Here is a 25,183-nt window from a genome sequence, read left to right as displayed (position 1 = left end):
CCTTAGGTGAGTACGGACGTCAGCGAACTTCTACGAAGTTCCATGACTAAGTTTTGAGCCTAATGTCTCAAAACTTCCGAGCACCTGAAACAAAATGGTTCAGGTGCTTTTCTCACGGCGGAAAGCTAAGCATATAGCTCGCTTCGCTCGTTTATAGCAAAGCTAAAAACTATATAATGATTTTACTGATTCTTTTAAGAGCTATGTTTTTTACAAATCTTCTGCTTTTAGGGGTTTAACGTCTTTGAGCAATGGGTGGTTTTTATCTGCTTCTGAGACTTCTGCTTCCTCCAAGTTTTCCCACTTGATATCAAGGCTTGGGTCAGCATAGTTGACAAAGGCGTATTTTGGTTTGAGTTCAAGTGCCCAGTAGTCGTTCACAAGATAGCTGTATGCGACCTTATCAGACAAAACTTGGAAACCATTGGCAACACCACGAGGAACGAAGATTCCTTTTGAGGCATCAATCACTGTTTGGTAAGTATTCCCAAACGTTTCGCCTTCACGGAGGTCAACCCAAGTTCCAAGAACCTTTCCTTCATCTGCTACTGAGATGTATTTATCCCAAGGCTCAGCGTGCAAACCACGCAAAACATTTTTACGTGAGAAAGAAACGTTGTTTTGCAATTTTCCTTCTGCAAAGAATGATTCTGGAAAACCAAGCGGCAACATTTTTTCTTTTTGAAAGTTTTCCTTAAACCAACCACGGTTATCCCCATGTACTGGAATATCAAATTCAAGTAAACCTGGGATGGCTTCAATCTTACGTGCAGCTAATTCTTTACCAAAAAATTGTTCAGTCATTATGCTTCTCCAATCAAACGGAGCAAATATTGCCCGTATTCATTCTTCTTAAGTGGTTGTGCCAATTCGAGGACCTGCTCTTTAGTAATGTAGCCCATGCGATAGGCAATTTCCTCAAGGTTAGCCACTTGAACATTTTGCAAACGCTGAACTGTTTCAATGTACTGAGCAGCTTGCAAGAGACTTTCGTGAGTGCCTGTATCCAACCAAGCAAAGCCACGTCCCATAAGTTCAACAGAGAGGTCACCACGTTCTAAGTAAGCCTTGTTAACATCCGTGATTTCAAGTTCGCCACGAGGACTTGGTTTGATATTTTTGGCAATTTTCACAACATCATTGTCATAGAAATAAAGACCAGTTACAGCAAAGTTTGATTTTGGATGCTCAGGTTTTTCCTCGATTGAGATGGCATTCATATTGTCGTCAAATTCAACAACACCAAAACGTTCTGGATCCTTAACTTGATAACCAAAGACTGTAGCTCCTTTTTCCTTAGCTTCGGCACGTTGAAGCATGGCAGAAAGACCATTGCCATGGAAAATATTGTCCCCAAGAACAAGGGCAACACTATCATCACCAATGAAGTCTTCACCAATGATAAAGGCTTGAGCCAATCCATCTGGACTTGGTTGTACTGCGTAAGAAAGGGAAATACCGAACTCAGAACCATCACCAAGGAGCTCTTCAAAACGTGGAAGGTCCTGTGGTGTTGAGATGATGAGGATTTCCTTAATACCAGCCAACATAAGTGTTGATAGTGGGTAATAAATCATTGGTTTATCGTAAATCGGCATCAGTTGTTTTGATGCAGCACGAGTCAATGGATACAAACGCGTCCCTGAACCGCCTGCAAGAATAATACCTTTCATAAGAAGGCTCCTTTTTTCTCTAATATATTACCTATATTTTAGCATTTTTCAGCCCTCTTGTCACGGTAAACCCTATGTTCTTAAGCTTTCATTAAGAAAATCACAAGTGTCCATTTTCTTAATCCAATGAAAAAAGGATTTCGATTGAAACCCTTTTAGATTGAAGATAACCTCTTGTAGCACTTTCCTTAGAAAGCGTAATCATCATCTTCTTCAGTGCCTTTGTGCACTCATCCAGTCAAAGATACTGTTATAGGTTTGCCCATTGACACTAGCTCGAGAGCCACCGCCATAGGTTGGGTCAGTGGCTACCATACCACTATAACCATCCCAATTTTTCGTATTTTCAGGATGCTGAACGCCAATCACCTGGTCATGGAAGAAATAAATCCAAGCCCAATGCCCATCATACTCTGTACCAGGAAGATCAGTCCCGGTAGCTGTTTCAAAGTATGAAAACCATTTGTTAGAAGCTCCAGAGGTAATCAAACTCTTGTATAGAGGCAAGACACTATTTTCTGGTTGAACTGTTGTGTCCGCTTTCGTGTGAATCAACCACATAGGCTGGTTCTTCAGTTTATCAATCCCAGATTGGTCAACAGTTAAGGGAGCAGCAATTGGAATGAGAGCTGCAAAATAATCTGGATAGGTTGCTCCCATGGTCAAGACCATACCACCACCATTGGAAACCCCTGCAAGATAAATTCGTCCCTTATCTACCTCTGGGTGATTAGCTAGGTATGTATCAATGGTCTCTTTGAGTTGTGCTGCATTATCCGACCCCCAAGGTGTCTGCGTTTGAACAGCAAGCACATTGACCCCACGCGCCTGATCACCAGTTGTTAAGAAATGACCTTGAATATCAGGCTGGGTAAGTGCATAGACGTCATTTGAAAGAAGGGGAATATTCATATCTGTCCCTCTTTCACCAATGCCGTGTAGCCAGACTATCAAAGGTTTGGTGCTATTTCCTGTACCAGTCTGGGCACTATAAGCCGCATACTGCATGTTACCTACCTGCCCTCGCTCATCGAAAACCTCCGTTGTTGGCATCAAACGATTATTGATGGCATCTTGCTCAGAAGACACCATTTGCGACTGACTACTACCTTCTGCCACTACTGACAAATCTTTCATCGATACCATATAACTTTCCAGCCATTGGTTAGTCCAAGTAGAAAGGTTAAAATACATAGGTTCAGCATTTCCACCCATATTGTAGCGATTATAAGAAGGTAGGCTCAATTCAAGCGTCACGTACTTGCTGTTATCATAATAGACCACATGCCCCTGATCGTCGGACACATAAGAATTCGTCACCTGACGACTAACTCCTGTTGTTGTAACCTGGGTTGAGCTGTGGACAACCTCTGGTGTGACCTTCTGATTAAATTCAAAAATGACTTTGGTTACAGCAGGACCAAACTCATAACTCTCTAGGACAATTCTTGTCTTTGTCACAGCCAAGTCTTCTGCTGCCCCTGCTTTGACAGACAAGCCTAAACTTATGACTAACAAGGAAACAAAGACTGTCACATATACTTTAACTTTTTGGAACATAGTCCCTCCCCATTTTTTATTAGTATTCACCTACAATCGATGAACAGTTACTATTTTATCATTTTCTAATCAAATAAGAAATAGATGTAAATAACTCTAATAAAAAAGAATCAGCCAACATCCCTCAATAGCGAGAAATAGCCAGCTGATTCTTGAGTCTAAATATCTAGAAGAACTTTAATACTATTAGTCTTTTTTCTTAATGTACTGAGCCACTGGATAGTCCGCACTATCCAAGCTACCAGGGCGATTCATGGCCAAATCAACCAGATTTTTTCCAATCAGTGGCCCTGTCGTGAGCCCTGAAGATCCTAAACCAGAAGCAACAAAGACACTCTCAAGTTCTGGAACTTCTCCAAAGAAAGGAGAGAAATCACTCGTGTAGGCTCTCGTTCCCACACGTTCTGAGAAGGAATTAGCCGTGCTTAAGCCAGGGAAATAGGTCTTAGCCTCTTCCTCCAGACTTGCAAGTACAGTCTCATCAACTGTCAAATCAAAGCCTTGGTCATTTTCGTGGCTAGCTCCTACCGAAATCTTTCCACCAGCAAAGGGGATGACATCTAGTTCGCCCTCTGGCATCAAAACAGGCAACTTACCAGTATCTAACCCCTCAAAGAAATAGTCACGTAATTGACCTTTTTGGGGGCGAACATCTACTTCAAAACCAAGGGGTTCAAGCGTTTGACCTAGCCAGGCACCACAAGCGAGAATGACCTTATCAAAAGTTTGAGCATTAATCTCGTAAGTGCCATTGTCAAGAGGAGAGAGTGTAACTGGTCCCTCCACCTTTTCAAAACCAGAGGCCTCAATCAAGGTAGCTGTCAACTCTGCCCCCTCCACTCTGGCTCCTCCAGAAGCATAGAGATAATGGTCAAATCCAGTGAATTCAGGGAGATCCTCAGCATTTTTTATAGAGAGTTCACCAATAATGGGTGATTCTTCTAGTCTCGTTTCTGCATGCTGGTACAAAGCATCCAATTTACTATCGTCTTTCTTGAGAAGGGCTACACCAGACTGATCATAGAAGCTTGTGTCATAACCATCCTTTTCAAGATCTGAAACTAAATCTTGGTAAAAATCGGCTCCCAAACGGGCCATGCGATACCAGGCCTTATTACGACGCTTGGAAAACCAGGGGCTGATAATTCCTGCTGCTGCCTTGGTTGCTTGTCCAAGACCATGGTCAAATACTGTAACTTCTACGCCTTTTTCTTTTGATAAGTAGTAGGCAGCCGTTGAACCGACGATACCTGCACCAACGATTGCAATTTTCATTTTTTACTCCATCTATTTGAAAAGAGCTGAGTCCTATATCAATAGGCACAGCTTTTTATTATTCTTTTACCCCAAGGCCACGTCCATGACCATCATGACGACAAAGCCAACCATAAGGCCCAAGGTTGCTACGTCAGTATTACCATTGGTTTGTGATTCAGGAATCAATTCCTCCGTTACCACAAAAATCATGGCACCAGCCACAAAGGCCAAAGCATAAGGAATGATTGCCATCATCAACATGACAAGGGCAGCTCCCATAACAGCCCCTATAGGCTCCACGATGGCTGACATAGATCCCCAATAAAAGGCCTTGATACGAGATTTTCCATCTGCTCGAATAGGAACTGAGAGGGCTGCACCTTCAGGGACATTCTGCAAACCAATACCTATAGCTAGACCAATGGCTCCCATAAGACCCGCGAATGTCATATTGCCACCAGCCAAGGCTCCGAAAGTCACACCGACTGCTAATCCCTCTGGAAAATTATGAATGGTGATAGCCAAAAAGAGCAGTGCTGTCTTGGACAACTTTTTCTTACGAGGTTGAATACCTTCTGCTTTAGAGATGTCATTCCCCAAATGCAAATGGGGAACGACGGCATCAATCAAACGAAGGGCAACACCGCCAAGCAAGAAACCAGATGCCGCAGGGAACCATGACCACTTCCCATAGCCATTTTGAGTCGCATAAGTTAAAGAGGGGTCCAAAAGCGACCAAAAAGAGGCCGCAATCATGACACCTGCCGCAAAGCCCATCATGATATCTAGCAATTTACGGCTAATATTCTTGAAGAAGAAAACAATGGCCGATCCAACAATGGTACAGCCCCAAGTAAAAAGACCAGCAAGCAAGGCCAAAAAGACTACATTTTGATGTAAAAGCCAAGTCACAGACTCATCCTCCTACAAATGGTCAAAAGGATTGGTTGAGGACTGACTTTCAAGTATGGTCACATTCCAATCATGCTCAAGTTTCCAAGCCTCAAGTTTCTCAGCAATCTTTGAGATAAAAAGGGCTTCGATATGGTGCCCGGGATCAATTGCCAAGAGACCATTAGTAATCATTTCCTGTCCTGTATGGTAGTAAACATCACCAGTGATGAAGACTTGTGCGCCCTTTTTCAAAGCATCCTGGTAAAATCCTTGACCGCTACCCCCACAAATAGCCACACGGCTAACTAGAGGATTGTCATGATTATAACGAACCAAGCGAACACTATCTAAGGCAAAAACAGACTTGACTTTAAGAGCAAGTTCTTCAATAGTCTGAGGCACGATATCACCTACTCGACCGATTCCATGATTTTCAGAAGTCTGCGTTAAATAAGTGGTGTCTTTAATGTCAAGTAAGTCACAGAACCAATCATTCAGCCCATCATTAACGACATCAATATTAGTATGACTCACATAGACTGCAATATCATGCTTAACCAGGTCAAGTAAAATATCTCGGTCAGGCGAAGACACCAAATCCTTAACTGGACGAAAAATTGGAGCATGTTTAGCAATAATGAGGTCCACACCTTTTTCAATGGCTTCGGCTACCGTATTCTCACGAACATCCAAGGTAACCATAACCTTCTGAATCTCTTTGTCCAGACTACCAATCTGCAAGCCAACCACATCACCTTCCATAGAAAGCTCCTGTGGACAAAATTCTTCATAAGTCTTAATAAGTTCACTAGCTAACATGATTCAAAACCTCCTTAATGGTTTGAATTTTATCTTCAATAGCTGTACGATCAGCCTGATTGGCCAGTGGAATGGATCCTAAAGCAATCTCTAATTTATTGATTTCGCGTTGCCATTTGAGCTGGAAAACCTGAGATTGGTCTTTCATGAGATGAGGACCAAAACGCACTTCCTTGTCCGAAAGGCTCATGTGTCCAGCTTCTGCCACCATGATTTCGTAGTATTTGCCATTTTCAGTCATGATAGACTCTGCAATAATCTCAAAACCATTTTCCATCAACCAGATACGGAGATCATCTTCACGATTATTTGGTTGTAAAATCAGGCGGTCTACGCCCTTAAGTTTGTCCTTTCCAGCATCAAGGATGTCCGCAATAAGACGTCCTCCCATACCACAAATCGTGATAGTTGTTACCTCATCAGCAGGTTCGAAGGCAGCCAAGCCATTAGCCAAGCGCACCTCCATTTTATCTTGGAAACCAGAAGCTGAGACATTAGCAAGAGCGGATTCATAGGGCCCTTTTACCACTTCTCCAGCAATAGCTGAAGTAATCAAACCTTTTTCAAGTAAATAAATCGGAAGATAGGCATGATCACTGCCTACATCCAAGAGTTTTGCGCCTTTGGGAACATAGGTTGCTACATCCTTAAGGCGTTGAGATAATTGTACGTACATGTTTCATCTTTCTATTTTTTTAAGTCTCTTCAATTATATCAAAAAAGGAGGTTGGTAAGAAATGCTTTTAACACATTTCCTAACAACTTCCTTTTTGCTTATACTTTCTCGCCTGTAAAGACGAAGAATTTAGAAATAATATAGTTCAATACAATGATAAGGACCTGAGAGAAGAGGCTCTCGATACCGTTTACCCAAGCATGACTATGACCAACAAATTGACCAATAATTTCTGGATAGGTATCGACCAAGAAATAGGCCAGAGCCAAATCCAAGACCAAGGTCAATAGGCGAGCACCCACGAACTTAACAAAGCGCGTAACCATACCTGTCTTTTCCTGATTAAAGACAAACATGTCATTTGTAAAAAAGGCAAAGATAATGGCAATCGCATTCGCTAAGACTGCTGAAAGTGTTCCTTGTTGGATAAACTGAAAAATCAAAGTACGACTGACCATATAGACCAAAGTTGCCAAGACACCAAAGAAAAGGTACTTGAAAACTTCGGTGGCCATGAAGGCTCTGAGCTTAGCTATCATACTTAGTCCAATCCAATTTCTGCACGAACAACATCGGCAATCGTATCAACGTAGTAATTCACTTCATCATCTGTTGGGGCTTCTGCCATAACACGAAGAAGAGGTTCAGTACCACTTGGACGAACCAAGATACGTCCATTTCCAGCCATCTCAGCTTCCATTTTTTCAATGATAGCGGCAATTGCAGGAACTTCCATAGCCTTATCTTTCATGCTATTTTCCACACGGATATTAACCAATTTTTGTGGATAGATGGTCACTTCTGAAGCCAATTCAGACAAGCTCTTACCTGTTTCAACCATGACTTTAGTCAATTGGATTGCTGTCAATTGACCATCACCAGTTGTGTTGTAATCCATGATAATAACGTGTCCAGACTGTTCACCACCAAGGTTGTAGCCGTTTTTACGCATTTCTTCGACAACGTAACGGTCACCAACAGCAGTCACTGCCTTGTTAATGCCTTCGCGGTCAAGTGCCTTGTGGAAACCAAGGTTTGACATAACTGTTGTTACAATAGTATTTTTAGCCAACTCGCCTTTTTGAGACAAATGTTTACCAATGATATACATCACCTTATCACCATCAACAATATCGCCATTTTCATCAACAGCGATGAGACGGTCACTGTCACCATCAAAGGCAAGACCAATAGCTGAGCCAGTTTCTTTAACCAAGGCTTGCAACTGCTCTGGGTGTGTCGAACCAACACCAGCATTGATGTTAAGGCCATCAGGTTGGTCACCAATAACAGAGATTTCTGCGTTCAAGTCAAGGAAAATGTTACGTGCAGATACCGCAGCTGCTCCATTAGCCGCATCCAAGGCAACTTTCATGCCACCGAGGTCAACACCTGTAGCCACCAAGAATTTTTCGTATTTACGAAGACCCTCTGGATAATCCACAAGTGTTCCAAGTCCCTCAGCTGAAGGGCGTGGAAGCGTATCTTCTGCAGCATCGAGAAGGGCTTCAATTTCCGCTTCACGCGCATCATCCAATTTAAAGCCATCGCCACCAAAGAACTTGATACCATTATCAAGAGCTGGATTATGGCTGGCTGAAATCATAACACCAGCGCTTGCATTTTCTGTACGGACCAAGTATGAGACGCCAGGTGTCGCAAGTACTCCAAGTTTGTAGACTTCAATACCCACTGAGAGCAAACCTGCTACTAAGGCAGATTCCAACATCTCACCAGAGATACGTGTATCACGTGCCACAAAAACTTTAGGACGGCCAGTCTCATGTTGGCTAAGCACATAACCACCAAAACGACCTAATTTAAAGGCCAATTCAGGCGTAAGTTCAACGTTTGCTTCTCCACGAACACCGTCTGTTCCAAAATATTTACCCATAATTCTATTATTAGTGCTTGAGCACTAAATCCTCCTTAAACTGTGATGCTGTTTAGCAAGAGTCAATCTAGTGAAATCTATCTAGACAATCTAACTTTATAAGATTTCGCCAATATTTTCAACCCTTGATTTTAAACATTTTTAATTGGTTACATTTTTATGAGATTAGTCCCTCTCAATCCCATCCATTATACATGAATTTAGGAAAAATGTAACTCCCCTATTTTTGCGTGACTTTTAAGTTAACCTTAACAGTGCCAGGCTGAACCGTAACACCTTCTGCCTTAAGGTCTATTGTTTTTGAAGTGTCCTTAGTCACTTGGCTAATGTCCACAGGGACTGTAATGCTATCAATCTTATCCATAGCTTCTTGACTACCAACAATAGTCACATGCCCACGATTAAAGCTATAGCTGATACTAGACACATTGCTAGCCTTATCTCCAGTCAGTTCGACCTTGACAGGAACAGATTTGCTTAATTTTCGCAAACTAATCTTGGCATGCACCTTAGCTGGTGAGATTGAACTTGCTAGGACTGTTCCATTGGTCGAAACTGCTTGAAGGACCAAGTTCCCATCATAATCTTCAGACAGGTTGGAATCGCCTTCCAATACTGCTTGAACATGATCAATCTGGTTAATGATATCTTCACTCGAAGTTACCTCTACCTTGGTTGCATCCAGGCTAACTTTTTTAACTTCATAGCCATTTGCTAACTTATCTGATGTGATGTTAGCTACGACGTCAAAGGTCTTGCTGGCTTTTTTACCAATAGTCGCCGTCAAGGTTGATGGCGATACTTGCGCAGACATTCCAGCTGGAAGATCCTTAACCTGAATAGGTACTCGACTGGTTCCTTGACCCAAATTCGACAAATCAGCAACTAATTTAAAGTGACGCGTATCACTACTTGTCTCAGTCGTTAAAGCCAGCTGTGTTGTCGCTGTCAAATAGACTTCGGCATCATAGGAATAACCACTGATAAAGTACTTATCACTATCATATTTAATATCCACAGGAACCGACTCAACGGTTTGTGTAAAGGTATTAGATGCACTTGAGCTATTGTTTTTATTTTGCGTATTTCCCGACCATGCCGTGAAAAAGAGTACCACAGCAAAGAAGAGAGCAACTAGCATCTGCCATAAACGATCGTTTTTAAAGAAATTTACGAAACGCTTCATTTTTTGCTACCTCCAATCCAACGTTGGAAGAATGACTGACGTGGTTCTTGCTCTTTCAACAAGATAAGACTCAACTCTTGTTCAAATTCTTGAACCGAGAGATCATGGATGAAATTCCCCTTGTAAGCAATTGAAATCGCACCAGTTTCCTCAGACACAACAAAGGTCAGTGCATCTGTCTGTTCTGAAAGACCAATGGCAGCCCTATGTCTAGTTCCAAACTCTTTGGAAATCTTATTAGATTCCGTCAATGGCAGATAAGAACAAGCCGTCACAACCTTGCTATCTCTGATGATAACAGCCCCATCATGAAGCGGTGTATTTGGGATGAAAATATTAATTAACAGTTCCCCAGTCACCACTGCATCAAGTGGAATACCTGTCGCAATCTGCTCTTGTAAGGTCTGAGTCTGTTCAATAGAAACCAGCGCCCCAATCTTACGAGGACTCATGTACTTAACAGCTTTAACGAAGGCTTGAACCAACTTCTCATCTGAGCTAACCTCTTTATTTTGCAAAAAATGCTGAGGCGTCCGTCCAAAGGTTTCAAGTGCAGAACGAAGCTCTGGTGCAAAAATTACAACCGCCGCAATGGCTCCATAGTTGATAACCTGATTCATCAAATAAGAAATCGTCGTGAAGCCTATAAAATCAGAAATCAGTTTGACTAAAATAAATAAGACAACCCCTTGAACAAGGGTCATAATTTTTGTCCCTCGTAGGGCCCTAATAAAGCGATAAATTAAAAAAGCAACAATCAATATGTCCAAACTATTGACGATAACTTTCAGCGGACTATCAAAGAGTGACCGCCAAAAATCAATATCAATGGACGAAAGTAGTCCCATACATATCACACTTTCTTTTAATTTTTAAACAGTTTCTATTATACCACGAATTCTAACTATTTTGAGACTACAATCACTACTTTTTGTGATAAAATAAATTCATGACTATGAAAACTACCATGGGAATTCTAGCGGGAAAAGCTAGCCATTTCGTCCTTTCAAAATTGGGACGTGGCTCAACCCTGCCTGGAAAAATCGCCCTTAAATTTGACAAAGATATTTTAGACACTTTAGCCAAGGATTACGAGATTGTCGTTGTCACTGGAACCAATGGTAAGACTCTGACAACAGCTTTAACAGTAGGAATTCTTAAAGAAGCTTTTGGTGAGATTGTGACCAACCCTAGTGGGGCCAACATGATCACAGGAATCACTTCTACTTTCCTAACAGCTAAAAAAGCCAAGTCTGGTAAGAAAATCGCTGTCTTGGAAATTGACGAGGCTAGCCTTCCAAAAATCACTGAATACATCACTCCAAGTCTTTTTGTCTTCACAAATATTTTCCGTGACCAAATGGACCGCTATGGTGAAATCTATACCACTTATCAGATGATTTTAGATGGTGCTGCTAAGGCACCTGAGGCCACTATTTTGGCCAATGGAGACAGTCCTCTCTTTAATTCTAAAGAAGTGGTCAATCCTGTACGCTTCTATGGTTTTGACACTGAAAAACACGCTCCAAAGCTGGCACATTATAATACCGAAGGAATTGTCTGCCCTAAATGTGAGAGCATTCTTCAGTATCGCCTCAATACTTATGCTAATCTGGGTGACTATGTATGCCTCAACTGTGACTTCCACCGTCCAGAATTAGACTATAAGCTAACAGAGTTGACTAAAATCACTAACACTACTTCTGAATTTGTCATTGATGGACAAGATTACAAGATTAATGTCGGTGGTCTTTATAACATCTACAATGCCCTTGCTGCCGTTTCTGTCGCTGAATTTTTCGGAGTGGATCCAGAGCAAATCAAAGCTGGTTTTGATAAGAGTCGTGCTGTCTTTGGACGCCAAGAAACCTTTAAGATTGGTGACAAATCATGTACTCTCGTACTAATTAAGAATCCAGTGGGAGCTAGCCAAGCTCTGGATATGATTAAACTTGCAGATTATCCATTTAGCTTGTCAGTCCTTCTTAACGCCAATTATGCTGATGGTATTGATACTAGCTGGATTTGGGATGCCAACTTTGAAAGCATTCTCGAGATGGATATCCCTGAGATTAACGCTGGTGGTGTTCGCCATTCTGAAATTGCCCGCCGTCTTCGTGTAACCGGCTATCCAGAAGAAAAGATTACGCAAGCAGAAAAACTTGAAGATATTATGGCCTTGATTGAAAAACAAGATTGCAATCATGCCTATATCTTAGCGACCTATACTGCTATGCTTGAATTCCGTGATATTCTTGCTCAACGTCATGCTGTCGGAAAGGAGATGAACTAATGACTTATACTTCACTCAAATCTCCAGAAAATCGTGACTACACCTATGACCTAAATGTTGCCCACCTTTATGGTAATCTACTCAATACCTACGGTGACAACGGAAATGTCCTTATGATCAAATACGTGGGTGAAAAACTTGGTGCTAAGATGACCTTCGACATCGTTTCAGTTGGTGATGACTTCGACAAGGACCACTACGACATGGTCTTCTTTGGAGGTGGTCAAGACTATGAACAATCTATTGTTGCTAAAGACCTCCCAACTAAGCGTGAGGCCATTGGTCAATTCATCCAAGATAACAAAGTAGTTCTTGCCATCTGTGGTGGTTTCCAACTTCTTGGTCAATATTACATCCAGGCTAATGGTGTCCGCATTGATGGTATCGGTGTTATGGGCCACTACACCCTCAATCAAGAAAATAATCGTTATATTGGTGACATCAAGATCCATAACGAAGAGTTCGATGAAACTTACTATGGCTTTGAGAATCACCAAGGGCGTACCTTCCTCTCTGATGATGAAAAACCACTTGGAAAAGTGGTCTACGGTAATGGTAATAACAAGGAAGACGGTTCTGAGGGTGTCCACTATAAAAATGTTTATGGTAGCTACTTCCATGGACCAATTCTTTCTCGTAACGCCAACCTGGCCTACCGTTTGGTCACTACTGCCCTTCGTAACAAATATGGCCAAGACATTAAATTGCCAAGTTACAATGATATTCTTTCAAGCGAAGTCGCTGAAGAATACGCAGATACTAAATCAAAAGCAGAATTTGAAAAATAATTCTATGACATAGCAAAATAGCGAAATCCTTAGGGTTTCGCTATTTTTTCATATCTATTTCCAAAGTCGTCTTTTCTTCAATCTGTCTTCAATTTTTCGATTATCAATCCTTAGAATGGCAATCATATCAAACAAGAGCCAAGTTCGTTTAGGATAAACAATGTATTTGGGAGACCAAATTGGAGAGAACTTCTCCTTATAACGTTGGAGCCCACTAAAAGAGTAAAAACGCTGCGCAAAGACATAGACCAAATTGGCAACCTTCTCTTCCAAAAAACTATCTTCTTCAGTACCCACATTCGCGAGTGGAGCCATTCCCATATCAAAATACTGCTTTCCTTCTGCTTGGAAGTACTGGAAGAGTTTCACAAAGAGGTAATCCATGATACCTTCGGGTGCCTTTTCAAAGTCATAACGCATAAGGTCAATCGTCGCCACCCGTTTGTTTTTGGTTGGCATGATGTTGGCAAAGGCTACAATTTCTCCCTCCTCACTCTCAACAATAGCAATCGGTGCTTGCTGCAAATAGGCTACATCAAAGAAACCAAGAGAGAAGCCCTTCTCCTTACGACCGTTAAGCCAAATATCTGAGACAGCCTTCATTTCTTGCATCTGAGTCTCTGAAAATGGAGGATCAAGTAACCTAAACTGGAAACCTGCTTTTTCAACACGATTGGTTGGCTTACGGAACTTCTTACCATGCTTACCATCAACAGAAAATGACGTCAAATCAACCATGGCATTTTCCCCAAATTTCATAAAATCAAAGCCATAATCATGAAGCATCAGGGTAATACTCTCATCTGCCTCATAAAACAAGGCTTGTAAATTCCAATCCGATAAGGTCTTCAAGAAAGATTCCCAAGCTGCTCGGTAATAGTTTTCATTACCTATCGGATTTCCCATAACCACACACTTGTTACTGGTTTGTGCAAATTGGAAAACAACCTGGTCTTGTCCATCAACACGATACCAAAAGAGGCGTTTATCATGTAAATAAGCCAGGGCACTTTCTGATGCACCTCCATATTTCTCAAGGAGAGCTGTGAAGCGCTCATCATCCATGCTTTGACCAAAAGGCCTGCGGGGTGCCAAAATTCTCAAGACTCCCCAAACAATAGTTGCAATGATAACTGATGCCAGTAAAATATCAAACCAAATATGAACAAAATGTCCAAGAACATCTCGGTTCTTAGGTGGCAACAAATGAGACCAAAAACCACTGCCACCCAAAACGAGAAGAACCAGAATCGTAAAGGCTAGGAAAAGAAAATCCTTGGTTTTGTCTTCCCAACTATAAACAAAGTAACGATGATACAACCTTTTTCTGATGATCAACATAAGCACCAAAGAGAGTAAAATTAGGAAAGACATGGCCCATGAAATACCATTGAGATTGACATAAATTAAGGCCAAGACAAAGGTTATCAAGGAGGCAACAAAAGCACCCTTAACCCGACGTCTAATGAGACGAGCCATGAAAATGAATAGGGTACCAAATAGGATACTTGGGAATTGCCAAATCAACTGTTCCTGAATAGGATCAAAACGGCTAATAAAGTAAACATTTGCCAAGCGTTCAGGGATTAGGGCAGACAAAATCAAGAAAATCCCTAAAAAACGTAGCAAATATACGAGAAAACGGTGGAGACTTCCACCAAATACTCGTGAAGAAAGTTTGAAGTATTTCTCGTTGATACGTCCTCCCATGTGTTTGAAAAAGAAGATAACACCAAGCAAGAAGGGAATAACGTAGTAGGTTAAACGAAAGAGCAAGAGCAGACTAACCGCAAGAGCATTGCTAACCCCCATAGAGGTCAGACCGGTAATCACAATCAAATCAAAACTACCAATCCCACCCGGAATCATAGAGAAGATACCAATAATAACCGCTAGGAAATAAAGTGGAACCAGATTATAAAGGGGAACATGTAAGCCCATTAAATAAGCCACACTGACAAAGCTCCCCAGGGCCGTTCCCCATTCAGCTGTCGAAGCTAAAAGAAGACTTAGCCTCGTTTTCAACGGTACTTGACCAAAATAGGTTAACTTTTCACGACTAGAAACAAAGAAAATAAAAGGCAGATAAAGGAAAATACCCAATAAGAGTAACCAATATTTTCTTAAGTCTGGACTGAGAGGGAAGAACCAAAAGACAGCGAATACCAAACCACTTAAAAGGGATAGGCCCGACATAAAATAAGGTAATAAACGAGAAAGTGCCTTAACACCTGTCTTTTCCTGCCCATCCTCAGAATAAAAGGAATATCGTAGTCCCACATCGACCAAACCAGCAAAACCAGCCAAGTTATTAATGGTATTGACAGCCCAACTTGTTTCTAAGATATAGGATTTGGAATAATCCGTTTCTAGCTCCTTATTCAGTATAATGTCATAAAAGAGCATGGGGGAGACAGCGACTAGTCCGATGACAGCCATCAAAACAAGATGCCAAATAGACAAACCGGACAGAGCTGACTCCAGTGACTCTAAAGTGATGGTCCGTTTTAGACGAACCAATTCTATGACGACAAGGACCGTAATCGAGATAAAGAAGATGGATTTAACGGCTGCTTTTAAAGGTTGAAGTCTCTCTAAAAAACGCTTCATGCCACCACCTCTTTTCGACTAATTCTCACAAGCTCACGAATCATATGATTAAAGACCTTATATTTACGTTGAGCTAGACGATGCCCTTCACGACGTTGGACATAGAGCTTATGAATCGGAAAGAGCTCTGAAATCTCTCTAGAATGCCTAATACTGATAACATCCCTTTGCCCCATAACTACCCAAACAGGATAGGCAGCCTGATGTAGACGTTCCCTATCTAATGGCAAGTCATGAAGCATAAGACCCGTTACCTGAGCCATGATATCCATTTTAGATGAAAATGGTGACAAGGCCTTTAAGCACAGATATTGTATATAGACCGCGAATCTTGAGCGTCTCGTCAACCCATTAAAGGTCATATTCCCTGCATTAAGTAGGAGTCCCGCAATCCGGTCAGGATAACGACTAGCATAAACCATAGCCAAATTAGCACCGTCACTATGACCGACAAATAAGGCCTTCTTGATATTCAAATATTGCAAAATTTCCTCCAAATCGGCAGCCATCTGTTCAAAGGTCATCTTTACACTCTGACGACTGGACCTGCCGTGATTACGACTATCAATGAAAATTAAACGATAGTCTCGATACAGAATTCCTTGCTTACCAAAGTAATTTCCTGACAAATTATTGCCATGCAAAAAAACAATTGGAAAGCCTTTACCGAGATCACGATAATAGATGATTTGACCATCTTTCACTTTGAATTCCATAATATTACCTACCTTTTCACTAACGCACTCTTATACGATAATTAGTCTTATAAGGCATTAGGGCTGATGAGTTGGACTTATCACATTCCAAAACCATCTAACCCCCTTCACTCCATTATAACACTTCCACTAGGGAAGAGTCAGAATATTTGTGCATTTTCTGCAAAAAGAAAAAGCCTTTTCAGGCTTCTCCTCTTATTGTTCGAAAGTTTGTTGAGCGATGAGCTTATTATAGTTTTCTTCATCTTCTTGGTTATCACGGACAACCTTAGATACTGTAAATGAAGATGAAATCAAACCAACACATCCCATGAGATAGTAACCCTTAACCATCAAAGGCTCTTTAAGGGTATAGAGGCCTACCAACATCAAGATTACGAAGAAGCCAAATGATCCCCATGCCATCATGTTGAAAGATGTTGTGTTACGATACACTTTTTTCTTTACTTTGTTCATAAAGTTAGTCTCCTTTTATATACTAAGACTATTATACCAACAATGTAAGCCTTTCACAACTCAAAACATGAAAAGGTTCTCATCATTCCTTAACTTTCCAATTGTTCTGATAGGTCACCCCACTCTTCCATCAGAGCTTCTTGATTGACTGATAAGTCATCCAGCTCTTTCTGTAAGTCAGACAATTCTGCCACGTCATTTGTTTCAAGCATGGCAGCAGAGATTTCCTCCAATCGTTCTTCAATCGTCTCTAGCTCATTTTCAATTTGCTCAATGCGTCGGCTTAATTTACGCATCTCTTTTTGATTGGCTTTTTGAGCTTGATAATCACTAGCACCCGCTGAAGCTACTTGGACTTCCTCTGTTACTTGATTTTCCTCTGCTTCAAGACGTGCTAACTCTTCAAGCTCCGCCTTCTTTTCAAGGTAGTAATCATAATCTCCAAGATAAATGGTTGCCCCATCCTCAGAAATTTCCATCACTTTGGTTGCCACACGGTTGATAAAGTAACGGTCATGACTGACAAAGAGAAGCGTTCCATCAAAGTCAATGAGGGCATTTTCCAAGACTTCCTTGCTGTCAATGTCCAGGTGGTTGGTCGGCTCATCTAGGATGAGAAAGTTGTTGTTTTCCATTGATAATTTAGCTAGGAGCAGGCGAGCTTTCTCACCACCAGAAAGCATTGAAACAGACTTTTTGACATCATCACCTGAGAAGAGAAAGGCTCCAAGACGGTTACGAATCTCAACTTCAGGAGTTGTCGCAAAATCATTCCACAACTCATCAAGAACAGTGTTCGACGGTGTCAAGGCAGATTGTGTTTGGTCATAGTAACCCACTTCAACATTAGCACCATAGGTTGACGTTCCCTTGATAAAAGGCAATTTACCCACTACCGACTTGATAAAGGTTGTTTTCCCGATACCATTTGGACCCACAATGGCGATTGCATCCATTTTCTTAACATCCAGGGAAATAGGCTCCGATAGAATCTCATCGTCATAACCAATAGCAGCATCCTTAACTGTCAAGACCACATTCCCAGAGACCTTATCCGCATGAAAAGTCATATTAGCTGACTTCTGGCCTTCTGTTGGCTTATCCAGACGTTCCATTTTCTCTAGCTGTTTGCGACGGGCTTGAGCACGCTTAGTTGTAGAAGCACGGACAATATTACGATTAACAAAGTCCTCCAACTTAGCAATTTCCTTTTGTTGTTTTTCGAAGTTCTTTGCTTCAGTGGCCAACTTTTCAGCCTTAAGGTCCATGAATTTTGAATAGTTTCCGACATAACGATCTAAACTATGTTTGGTCAAATCCAGGGTTACTGTCGCCACCTTATCCAAAAAATAACGGTCGTGACTGACAATGATTAGAGCTCCCTGATAATTGACCAGGTAATTCTCCAACCAGGCAATAGTTTCGATATCCAAGTGGTTAGTCGGTTCATCCAGTACCAAGAGTTCAGGCTTCTCAAGCAGCATTTTCGCCAAAGCTAAGCGCGTGTTTTGCCCTCCAGAAAGATCTGAAATAGGCATCTCCCACATGCTTTCATCAAACTTAAAACCATTGAGAATGGCTCTGATATCAGATTCATAGGTAAAACCACCTCGCTGTCTGAAATCCTCAGAAAGGCGATCGTAGTCAGTCATTAACTTGTCCAAGTCTGACCCAGTTAACTCAGCCATCTTCATTTCCATGTCACGAAGGCGTTTTTCGTCTGCACGAAGACCTGCAAAAACATTTAACATTTCCGCATAGATGGTATTGCTAGACTCAAAGCGACTATCCTGAGCTAAGTAAGACAAATTCAAATCACGTTTTGTGTTGATTTCACCACTTGTCGGCGCTTCCTCTCCAACCAAAATTTTCAATAGGGTTGATTTCCCAGCACCGTTACGTCCAACAAGGGCAATACGATCACGTTCATCTACCTGAATATTAATATTATCAAAGAGCACATCCCCTGAGAAAGAGCGCTCAATCTTGTTTCCTTGTAAAATAATCATAACGTTTCAATTATACCAAAAAAGCCAAGCTCCTGCTTAGGCTTTCTGACTTTCTTTCAAAATGCTTGCTACCTTAGTATTAATCAAATCGATAGCAACAGTATTTGTGACACCTTCAGGAATCACCACATCTGCGTAGCGTTTCGTAGGTTCGATAAACTGGTGGTACATAGGTTTAACCACACTGATATATTGCTCAATAATACTATCCAAGCTACGGCCACGCTCTTCCATGTCACGCTTGATACGACGGATAATACGAATGTCATCATCAGTATCTACAAAAAGCTTGATATCCATCAAATCACGCAAGCGTTTATCCTCAAGTACCAAAATTCCTTCAACAATGAAGACGTCCTGTGGTTCCTGACGATAAGTCTTTTCACTACGAGTGTGTTGGGTGTAGTCATAAATCGGAATATCCACTGGACGCCCAGCAATCAGCTCATTGATGTGTTCAATCATAAGATCTGTATCGAAGGCAAAGGGATGGTCGTAGTTAGTTGATACACGCTCTTCAAAAGTCAAATGTGACTGATCCTTATAATAAGAATCATGCTCAATCATAGCAATTTTCTCATCTGGAAAATTTGATAGAATGGCACGAGAAACACTGGTCTTACCTCCACCAGAGCCACCCGTAACCCCAATAATAATCGGTTTTTTAGGCATGGTAAATTCCTATCTAATATAGTCTTTCTTATTTATTCTACACTAAATCATGATATAATAAAAGCAAATCCATATAGAAAATGAGACTTTTATGTTTAAAAACTTTCCTGAACAATGGCAAGACCTCCTTAAAGAAAAAGGAATCACTACAGAGACTGCCATTCAAAAAGAACTCTTTGCACCAATCACTGAAGGAGACAATATCCTAGGTATCAGTCCTACAGGAACAGGTAAGACTCTAGCCTACCTTCTCCCATTGCTCCTCTCACTCAAGCCCAAAAAATCTCAGCAATTGCTTATCCTAGCACCTAATTCAGAGCTTGCTGGACAGATTTTTGATGTGACCAAACAATGGGCTGAGCCACTAGGACTCACTGCCCAACTCTTCCTTTCTGGCTCTAGTCAAAAGAGACAAATTGAACGCCTGAAGAAAGGACCGGAAATTCTCATCGGAACACCTGGCCGTGTCTTTGAGCTGATTAAACTCAAAAAGATCAAGATGATGAATGTCAACACCATCGTCCTAGATGAATTTGATGAGCTTCTCAGTGATAGCCAATACCACTTTGTGACAAAAATCAGCCACCATGTTCCTCGTGACCATCAAATGATTTATATTTCGGCAACCAACAAAATTGATGATCAAAATCTTGTCGAAAATACCATCGTTTATGACCTATCTGATCAAGAACTTGACACCATCAAACATTATTTTATCAGTGTTGATAAACGTAACCGTGTCGAACTTCTCCGTAAGTTCTCCAATATACCTGACTTCCGTAGTCTTGTCTTTTTTAACAGTCTATCTGACCTTGGGGCTACTGAAGAACGCCTCCAATTTAACGGGGCTTCAGCGATATCATTGGCTAGTGACATCAACGTCAAATTCCGTAAGGTTATCTTGGAAAAATTCAAGAATCATGAGATTTCACTCTTACTAGGTACTGACCTCTTGGCACGCGGCATCGATATTGAAAATCTAGAGGTAGTCATCAACTTCGATATTCCTCGAGATCGCGAAGCCTATACTCACCGTGCAGGACGTACTGGTCGTATGGGAAATGAAGGCAGCGTCATTAGCTTTGTAACCCATCCAGAAGACCTCAAAAAACTTAAAAAATTCGCTAAAGTTTCAGAACTGGTTCTTAAAAATCAAGAACTTCACGAAAAATAAGGCATTACAAAAGCACTTCAGTTTACTCTGAAGTGCTTTTAACATATACAGACTAGGCTTTTTTACCAAAGTCCTCAATCATTTGTTCCATTTCCTCACGACTTGGAGTTGTCAACATATAGAGGAAGTCACCTTGCAACTCTGCAAAGGCTGCAGGCATGATTTTCTTAACTTTAAGTTGTTCACGATACTTATCAAAAAGTTCTTCTTCTGAATAAGCATAGTGAGAGCTTGCACGACGTGAAGTCGCCAAACAGTAAAGTGGCTCAAACTGAGAAGCTGGGAATGGTTCGCCAGCAACGATATCCGCATACCCCTTGTACAAATCGAAAGAGTGAGCATAGTTATACACGTCGATTGTGAAACCACCTGCTGGACGGTTGTTATATTCAATAGCAATATAATCGTCACCATCACGGAAGAACTCAATATGGAAGAAACGTTCCTTCATACCAAATTCTTTGACAATTGCCTCACCATACTTACGTAACTTAGGATCCATTTCCTTAAGAACGTAATAAGAATTATCCATCTTGTAAATCATCAAGTCAAGTGGTGTGTGGGCATAATCAAAAGTTGTCGAGAAGACAATATTACCATCATGATCAATCAAACCATCGAAAGTACAGATTTCGCTTGAAGTTACAAATTTTTCAAAGAAATAAACTGTTTCATGATCCCACTCAGCCTTAAAGTGATTGATATCATCTTCTGTTTCAAGTTTGAAGGTTGCAGCTGCACCAACCCCATTATCTGGCTTAGCAATCATTGGAAGACCGATTTCTTTCACAGCTTTATCCACATCTTCATTAGTTTTAATGACAGCACCAGGTACAACTGGAACTCCAGCTTTTTGGAAGAGTTTTTTCATTTCAGACTTAAATTTAGTCTTCTTAAGATCTTCTGGCTTAGCACCAAAAACATTGAACTGTTCACGAAGAGCAGCATCCAATTCCAACCAGTATTCGTTATGAGATTCGATTCGGTCAATTGGTCCGTGTTTATAGAAAAGAAAGGCTACCGCACGTTTAACTTCATCCAAGTTTTCCAGATTGTCTACACGGAAGTACTCAGTCAAAGCCTCTTTCAAAGGTTGATCCAATTGTTCATAAGGCTCTTGACCAATACCAAGAACAGTGATGCCCTTATTAGCAAGTTCAACTGTAAACTGTTGGAAGTTTTGTGGATAGTATGGTGAAATAACAAGATAATTCATTAGTAATTCCTCTTTTATAGTTATTTAGATGGGATGGACAAAGAAATTATAGGTTCATATTGTCAAGGAAATAAGGCATTTGTTTACGCCACCATTCCCAATCGTGAGCGACATCATGACCCCACTCAGAGAACCAAGCTGGAATATTCTTTTGTTCAAAGGCTTCCTTGAGTTTATAGTAAGATGGAAGACCATCTTGTTCCCATGCACCAAGACCTGTACATACGATGATCTCAGCTTGACGGTAGCGGTCGATAAACCAACCATCATTTTGGTTCCAGATATAATCTGATGGGGAATTTTGGTAAATAGCTTCGTCCCCTCCAAACTCACCCACAAAGAAACGAGCATCGTAGACACCACTAAGGGCTACTACTTTATTGAAAACATCAGGGTGTTGCAAGAAGAAATTAAGCGCATGGTATGCCCCCATTGAACAACCTGTTGTCATCATTGGATCAAACCAACCAGTTTTGTGTTTGATAAATGGAATAGCTTCTTCAATAACATAACGTTCATAAGCACGATGCATTTCAGCACGATCATGTGGGTTTTTCCAATCACATAGCCAGCTTTCACTATCCACACTTGAAAGAGTAAAGAATTGTACGCGTCCTTCTTCGATAAAACGTGCACAAGCATCAATCATACCAAAGTCATAGTATTCGTTATGGCTACCACCTGATGAGGCAAAAACCACAACAGGGATACCAGCGTGCCCATAACGGTTAACATACATTTCACGGTTAAGTTGACCACTCCAGTGGCTAAGATGTTCGATATTCATATTTATATTCCTTTTCCTAAATTAAATTAATTTGCGTTAATAAAGACTAGTCCCATTTTTCAGCGAAAAAGCGAAGACAGTCTGGTAGATTCTCGGCCCAAGCTTCTTCATTGTGTTCAGCACCAGATTGAATGTGAATCTTGATATTTTCCAAATCAACCCCACGAGCAATCAAATCATGATAATAGCTCAATGAAGAGTCTATATAAGCCTGCTTAATATTACCAGCCATCAAGGTCTTGTCAGTATCATCAGCTTCCTCCGTCCCTACATAAATGTAAACACGTTGATCTGCATCCAATTTTTGACGCGACATGTAGCGATCAAAGGCATCTTGATGCAACCAGTTAGCTGAAGAAAATACCCCAAGACAACCAATCTGCTCCTTATAATCAAGCCCCATAAACTGAGTAATATTACCACCGAGAGATGAACCAATCATAGCTGTATGCTGACGGTCAGAGAGGGTACGGTATTCCTTATCAATAAAGGGTTTAACCACATCCATGACAAACTCTGCATACTCTACACCCTTACCTCCGAACTGGACACCAGGGATATTAGATTCTTGGTACTTCCACGCAGAATACTCATTCATACGGCCAGGACCATCATTATCAATGGCTACAACAATCATGCGCGAAATATCAGGATTACGCTTGACTGTTGGGATAATCTTCCAAGAATAGCCAGAAAACGACTCCTTACTATAAAGAACATTCTGACCATCATGGAAATACACGACAGGGTAAGAACGATCTGTATCCGTTTCATAGTTCTTAGGTAGAAGAACACGCACACGACGAAGTTGACCGGTGTATGGTACCTCTAACTCATGCGTCTTCATAACCAAGTAAAAATAAGATTTATTCATTGTCAGAAAACTCTCTATATTCGAAATTTAGTTCTATTATACCATATTTTAAAAGAAAAAGAGCCCCTATTATTGGGACTCTTTACACTTTTTTAATGATTGAATAGCTACACTCTTAGTAGTTTGCGATATCAAATACTGTTGATTTCACACGAGTCATAGCTTCGATAGAGTATTTCACACCTTGAGTTCCGGCACCAGATCCTTTAACACCAAGGAATGGGAAGTTATCTGTACCACGTTGTGTTTTGTTGTTGATGTGAACTGTACCAACTTCAAGTTGTTCAGCAATTGCAAATGCACGTGGGTAGTCTTGTGTGAAGACAGCACCTTGAAGTCCAAATTCAGATTCGTTAGAAATCTTGATTGCTTCTTCAACTGAAGATACACGGATGAATGGCAATACAGGACCAAATGGTTCTTCCCAAGCAAGACGCATATCAGTTGTTACATGGTCAAAGACTGCTGGGTAAATAAGGTTACCTTCACGTTTCAATTCAGTTTTAGCAGTAGCACCTTGTTCAACTGCATCATCAATCAAACCTTGAACGAAGTCAGCAGCTTTTGTATCGATAAGTGGTGTAACGCTTGCGCTTTCTTCAGGCATACCAACAGTGATATTACCTACCAAAGCAGTTACTTTTTCTACCAATTCATCTGCAACGCTATCCATTACAAGGACACGTTTGATAGCTGTACAACGTTGACCTGAATAGTCAAAGGCACCAGCAACAATGTTTTTAGCAGTCAAGTCAAGGTCAGCATCTTCAAGAACGATAGCGGCATCTTTACCACCAAGTTCAAGCATGATTGGACGCATAGCTGCCAAACGACCGATGTTTTCACCAACTGGTGTTGAACCTGTGAAGTTGATGAAATCAACTGCTTTGTGTTCAACGATGTAGTCACCGATAACAGAACCACGACCTGTGATAGAGTTCAAGACACCTGCAGGGATACCAGCTTCAACAAATGCTTCAACCAAAAGAAGACCTGAGATAGAACCTTGTGTTGGTGGTTTGAAGGCAACAACGTCACCAGCAATCAAGGCAGGAGCAATTTTAGAACCAGCCAAGTTTACTGGGTAGTTAAATGGAGAGATAGCAAGTACAAGACCTACTGGTTCGCGACGAACAACAGCAATTTTTTTCTTGCTACCAGCGTCAAAGGCACCACCTTCAAGTACTTCACCTTCCAAACGCAAACCTTCTTCAGCTGCATAGTGGATGATTTCAGCAGTACGAACAACTTCACCGATTGCAGATTTCAAACCTTTAGAGATTTCTTTAGAAAGAACTTGACCGATCTTTTCTGCATCACGTTCCAAGATATCTGCTGCTTTATGAAGGTAAGCTGCACGTTCAGCATATGAAAGCGCACGCCATGCTGGGAGTGCTGCTTTAGCTGCTGCGTAGACTTCGTCCACTTCAGCTTGGCTCATAGCTGGAACTGATCCAAGTTCCTCACCGTTTGCAGGTGCGTAAATAGTAATTTCGTTTTCAGATGTTTTCCACTCACCATTGACATAGTTTTTGTATTGTTTAGCCAAGATAGTAACTCCTTTTATCTATTATAAGACCTATTTTATCATTTTTTTAGAAATATTCCAAGATTTAAACGAGAATTATT

Annotated in this window: 23 protein-coding genes; 3 read left to right on the top strand and 20 right to left on the bottom strand. The window is 41.1% G+C overall.

Annotated elements, in window-relative coordinates; translation table 11 throughout:
- Nucleotides 1-210 precede the first annotated feature (210 nt).
- The 11 genes from H7U04_RS02245 to cdaA all read right to left on the bottom strand — a co-directional run bounded on the left by H7U04_RS02245 (nucleotide 211) and on the right by cdaA (nucleotide 10,807).
- Nucleotides 211-804 carry a dTDP-4-dehydrorhamnose 3,5-epimerase family protein gene (locus H7U04_RS02245; protein ID WP_003096935.1) on the bottom strand — a complete coding sequence of 198 codons (594 nt, stop codon included), beginning with the start codon at nucleotides 802-804 and terminating at the stop codon, nucleotides 211-213.
- On the bottom strand, nucleotides 804-1,673 hold the full coding sequence (gene rfbA, locus H7U04_RS02240) for a glucose-1-phosphate thymidylyltransferase RfbA (RefSeq protein WP_110980962.1): 870 nt from the start codon (nucleotides 1,671-1,673) through the stop codon (nucleotides 804-806). The genes H7U04_RS02245 and rfbA overlap by 1 nt, the downstream gene beginning before the upstream one ends.
- 213 nt (nucleotides 1,674-1,886) lie before the next feature.
- Nucleotides 1,887-3,233, bottom strand: coding sequence for an acyl-CoA thioester hydrolase/BAAT C-terminal domain-containing protein (locus tag H7U04_RS02235; protein WP_110980963.1), 1,347 nt, complete (start codon nucleotides 3,231-3,233; stop codon nucleotides 1,887-1,889).
- 186 nt (nucleotides 3,234-3,419) lie between these two features.
- A complete protein-coding gene (locus tag H7U04_RS02230) occupies nucleotides 3,420-4,508 on the bottom strand; it encodes an NAD(P)/FAD-dependent oxidoreductase (protein WP_110980964.1) in 1,089 nt (362 codons plus the stop codon).
- 66 nt (nucleotides 4,509-4,574) lie between these two features.
- Nucleotides 4,575-5,402, bottom strand: coding sequence for a ZIP family metal transporter (locus tag H7U04_RS02225; protein WP_110980965.1), 828 nt, complete (start codon nucleotides 5,400-5,402; stop codon nucleotides 4,575-4,577).
- Nucleotides 5,403-5,414: 12 nt separating this feature from the next.
- Nucleotides 5,415-6,203 carry a Nif3-like dinuclear metal center hexameric protein gene (locus H7U04_RS02220; protein ID WP_110980966.1) on the bottom strand — a complete coding sequence of 263 codons (789 nt, stop codon included), beginning with the start codon at nucleotides 6,201-6,203 and terminating at the stop codon, nucleotides 5,415-5,417.
- The gene (locus H7U04_RS02215) at nucleotides 6,193-6,879 is read right to left on the bottom strand and encodes a tRNA (adenine(22)-N(1))-methyltransferase (protein ID WP_110980967.1); all 687 of its coding nucleotides are present in this window, start codon (nucleotides 6,877-6,879) and stop codon (nucleotides 6,193-6,195) included. Before H7U04_RS02215 ends, H7U04_RS02220 begins: the two co-directional genes overlap by 11 nt.
- A gap of 98 nt (nucleotides 6,880-6,977) precedes the next feature.
- Complete coding sequence (locus H7U04_RS02210) at nucleotides 6,978-7,418, bottom strand: GtrA family protein (protein WP_155212978.1); 441 nt, start codon at nucleotides 7,416-7,418, stop codon at nucleotides 6,978-6,980.
- Between the two features lie 2 nt (nucleotides 7,419-7,420).
- Nucleotides 7,421-8,773: a phosphoglucosamine mutase gene (gene glmM, locus H7U04_RS02205; RefSeq protein ID WP_048790754.1), complete on the bottom strand. Its 1,353-nt coding sequence runs from the start codon at nucleotides 8,771-8,773 to the stop codon at nucleotides 7,421-7,423.
- Nucleotides 8,774-8,993: 220 nt separating this feature from the next.
- On the bottom strand, nucleotides 8,994-9,959 hold the full coding sequence (locus H7U04_RS02200; protein ID WP_002890696.1) for a YbbR-like domain-containing protein: 966 nt from the start codon (nucleotides 9,957-9,959) through the stop codon (nucleotides 8,994-8,996).
- Nucleotides 9,956-10,807: a diadenylate cyclase CdaA gene (gene cdaA, locus H7U04_RS02195; RefSeq protein ID WP_145516213.1), complete on the bottom strand. Its 852-nt coding sequence runs from the start codon at nucleotides 10,805-10,807 to the stop codon at nucleotides 9,956-9,958. The genes H7U04_RS02200 and cdaA overlap by 4 nt, the downstream gene beginning before the upstream one ends.
- A 101-nt stretch (nucleotides 10,808-10,908) precedes the next feature.
- On the opposite strand from cdaA, the gene murT reads away from it, so the two are divergent.
- Nucleotides 10,909-12,252: a lipid II isoglutaminyl synthase subunit MurT gene (murT, locus tag H7U04_RS02190; RefSeq protein WP_110980968.1), complete on the top strand. Its 1,344-nt coding sequence runs from the start codon at nucleotides 10,909-10,911 to the stop codon at nucleotides 12,250-12,252.
- Nucleotides 12,252-13,040, top strand: coding sequence for a lipid II isoglutaminyl synthase subunit GatD (gene gatD, locus H7U04_RS02185; protein ID WP_048674479.1), 789 nt, complete (start codon nucleotides 12,252-12,254; stop codon nucleotides 13,038-13,040). The genes murT and gatD overlap by 1 nt, the downstream gene beginning before the upstream one ends.
- A 54-nt stretch (nucleotides 13,041-13,094) precedes the next feature.
- Here gatD and mprF read toward each other — a convergent pair whose 3' ends face one another.
- The 5 genes from mprF to udk all read right to left on the bottom strand — a co-directional run bounded on the left by mprF (nucleotide 13,095) and on the right by udk (nucleotide 19,503).
- A complete protein-coding gene (gene mprF / locus H7U04_RS02180) occupies nucleotides 13,095-15,650 on the bottom strand; it encodes a bifunctional lysylphosphatidylglycerol flippase/synthetase MprF (protein ID WP_037600970.1) in 2,556 nt (851 codons plus the stop codon).
- Nucleotides 15,647-16,366 (bottom strand): alpha/beta fold hydrolase, encoded by a 720-nt coding sequence (locus H7U04_RS02175; RefSeq protein ID WP_037600967.1) that lies wholly within the window; start codon nucleotides 16,364-16,366, stop codon nucleotides 15,647-15,649. The genes mprF and H7U04_RS02175 overlap by 4 nt, the downstream gene beginning before the upstream one ends.
- A gap of 195 nt (nucleotides 16,367-16,561) precedes the next feature.
- Nucleotides 16,562-16,822, bottom strand: coding sequence for a YiaA/YiaB family inner membrane protein (locus H7U04_RS02170; protein ID WP_048674474.1), 261 nt, complete (start codon nucleotides 16,820-16,822; stop codon nucleotides 16,562-16,564).
- 89 nt (nucleotides 16,823-16,911) lie between these two features.
- A complete protein-coding gene (locus tag H7U04_RS02165; protein WP_049528783.1) occupies nucleotides 16,912-18,831 on the bottom strand; it encodes an ABC-F family ATP-binding cassette domain-containing protein in 1,920 nt (639 codons plus the stop codon).
- A 36-nt stretch (nucleotides 18,832-18,867) separates the two neighbouring features.
- Nucleotides 18,868-19,503 (bottom strand): uridine kinase, encoded by a 636-nt coding sequence (gene udk, locus H7U04_RS02160; RefSeq protein ID WP_002890688.1) that lies wholly within the window; start codon nucleotides 19,501-19,503, stop codon nucleotides 18,868-18,870.
- A 91-nt stretch (nucleotides 19,504-19,594) separates the two neighbouring features.
- Between udk and H7U04_RS02155 the strand changes: the two genes are divergently transcribed.
- A complete protein-coding gene (locus H7U04_RS02155) occupies nucleotides 19,595-20,677 on the top strand; it encodes a DEAD/DEAH box helicase (RefSeq protein ID WP_049528780.1) in 1,083 nt (360 codons plus the stop codon).
- Between the two features lie 52 nt (nucleotides 20,678-20,729).
- On the opposite strand, the gene H7U04_RS02150 is transcribed toward H7U04_RS02155, so the two are convergent.
- The 4 genes from H7U04_RS02150 to H7U04_RS02135 all read right to left on the bottom strand — a co-directional run bounded on the left by H7U04_RS02150 (nucleotide 20,730) and on the right by H7U04_RS02135 (nucleotide 25,103).
- Nucleotides 20,730-21,893, bottom strand: coding sequence for an ATP-grasp domain-containing protein (locus tag H7U04_RS02150; protein WP_049528776.1), 1,164 nt, complete (start codon nucleotides 21,891-21,893; stop codon nucleotides 20,730-20,732).
- Nucleotides 21,894-21,939: 46 nt separating this feature from the next.
- On the bottom strand, nucleotides 21,940-22,680 hold the full coding sequence (locus H7U04_RS02145) for an esterase family protein (protein WP_002884014.1): 741 nt from the start codon (nucleotides 22,678-22,680) through the stop codon (nucleotides 21,940-21,942).
- 46 nt (nucleotides 22,681-22,726) lie between these two features.
- Complete coding sequence (locus tag H7U04_RS02140) at nucleotides 22,727-23,554, bottom strand: alpha/beta hydrolase (RefSeq protein ID WP_201042905.1); 828 nt, start codon at nucleotides 23,552-23,554, stop codon at nucleotides 22,727-22,729.
- A 115-nt stretch (nucleotides 23,555-23,669) separates the two neighbouring features.
- Nucleotides 23,670-25,103, bottom strand: a complete 1,434-nt coding sequence (locus H7U04_RS02135) for an NADP-dependent glyceraldehyde-3-phosphate dehydrogenase (RefSeq protein ID WP_002890682.1) — start codon at nucleotides 25,101-25,103, stop codon at nucleotides 23,670-23,672.
- Nucleotides 25,104-25,183 lie beyond the last annotated feature (80 nt).

This window comes from Streptococcus sp. 22.1 (assembly GCF_016648645.1).
In the GTDB taxonomy this organism is placed as follows: domain Bacteria; phylum Bacillota; class Bacilli; order Lactobacillales; family Streptococcaceae; genus Streptococcus.
The sequence above is the reverse complement of the archived record's forward strand: the minus strand, read 5'-3'. Positions and strand labels throughout refer to the sequence as shown.

Coding starts and splice junctions, on each gene's coding strand:
- H7U04_RS02175 (WP_037600967.1), bottom strand. CDS start 16,366: ATGGAATTCAAAGTGAAAGATGGTCAAATCATCTATTATCGTGATCTC.
- rfbA (WP_110980962.1), bottom strand. CDS start 1,673: ATGAAAGGTATTATTCTTGCAGGCGGTTCAGGGACGCGTTTGTATCCA.
- glmM (WP_048790754.1), bottom strand. CDS start 8,773: ATGGGTAAATATTTTGGAACAGACGGTGTTCGTGGAGAAGCAAACGTT.
- H7U04_RS02140 (WP_201042905.1), bottom strand. CDS start 23,554: ATGAATAAATCTTATTTTTACTTGGTTATGAAGACGCATGAGTTAGAG.
- mprF (WP_037600970.1), bottom strand. CDS start 15,650: ATGAAGCGTTTTTTAGAGAGACTTCAACCTTTAAAAGCAGCCGTTAAA.
- H7U04_RS02235 (WP_110980963.1), bottom strand. CDS start 3,233: ATGTTCCAAAAAGTTAAAGTATATGTGACAGTCTTTGTTTCCTTGTTA.
- H7U04_RS02200 (WP_002890696.1), bottom strand. CDS start 9,959: ATGAAGCGTTTCGTAAATTTCTTTAAAAACGATCGTTTATGGCAGATG.
- H7U04_RS02230 (WP_110980964.1), bottom strand. CDS start 4,508: ATGAAAATTGCAATCGTTGGTGCAGGTATCGTCGGTTCAACGGCTGCC.
- H7U04_RS02145 (WP_002884014.1), bottom strand. CDS start 22,680: ATGAATATCGAACATCTTAGCCACTGGAGTGGTCAACTTAACCGTGAA.
- H7U04_RS02210 (WP_155212978.1), bottom strand. CDS start 7,418: ATGATAGCTAAGCTCAGAGCCTTCATGGCCACCGAAGTTTTCAAGTAC.
- murT (WP_110980968.1), top strand. CDS start 10,909: ATGACTATGAAAACTACCATGGGAATTCTAGCGGGAAAAGCTAGCCAT.
- H7U04_RS02155 (WP_049528780.1), top strand. CDS start 19,595: ATGTTTAAAAACTTTCCTGAACAATGGCAAGACCTCCTTAAAGAAAAA.
- H7U04_RS02150 (WP_049528776.1), bottom strand. CDS start 21,893: ATGAATTATCTTGTTATTTCACCATACTATCCACAAAACTTCCAACAG.
- udk (WP_002890688.1), bottom strand. CDS start 19,503: ATGCCTAAAAAACCGATTATTATTGGGGTTACGGGTGGCTCTGGTGGA.
- H7U04_RS02220 (WP_110980966.1), bottom strand. CDS start 6,203: ATGTTAGCTAGTGAACTTATTAAGACTTATGAAGAATTTTGTCCACAG.
- cdaA (WP_145516213.1), bottom strand. CDS start 10,807: ATGGGACTACTTTCGTCCATTGATATTGATTTTTGGCGGTCACTCTTT.
- H7U04_RS02245 (WP_003096935.1), bottom strand. CDS start 804: ATGACTGAACAATTTTTTGGTAAAGAATTAGCTGCACGTAAGATTGAA.
- H7U04_RS02170 (WP_048674474.1), bottom strand. CDS start 16,822: ATGAACAAAGTAAAGAAAAAAGTGTATCGTAACACAACATCTTTCAAC.
- H7U04_RS02215 (WP_110980967.1), bottom strand. CDS start 6,879: ATGTACGTACAATTATCTCAACGCCTTAAGGATGTAGCAACCTATGTT.
- gatD (WP_048674479.1), top strand. CDS start 12,252: ATGACTTATACTTCACTCAAATCTCCAGAAAATCGTGACTACACCTAT.
- H7U04_RS02165 (WP_049528783.1), bottom strand. CDS start 18,831: ATGATTATTTTACAAGGAAACAAGATTGAGCGCTCTTTCTCAGGGGAT.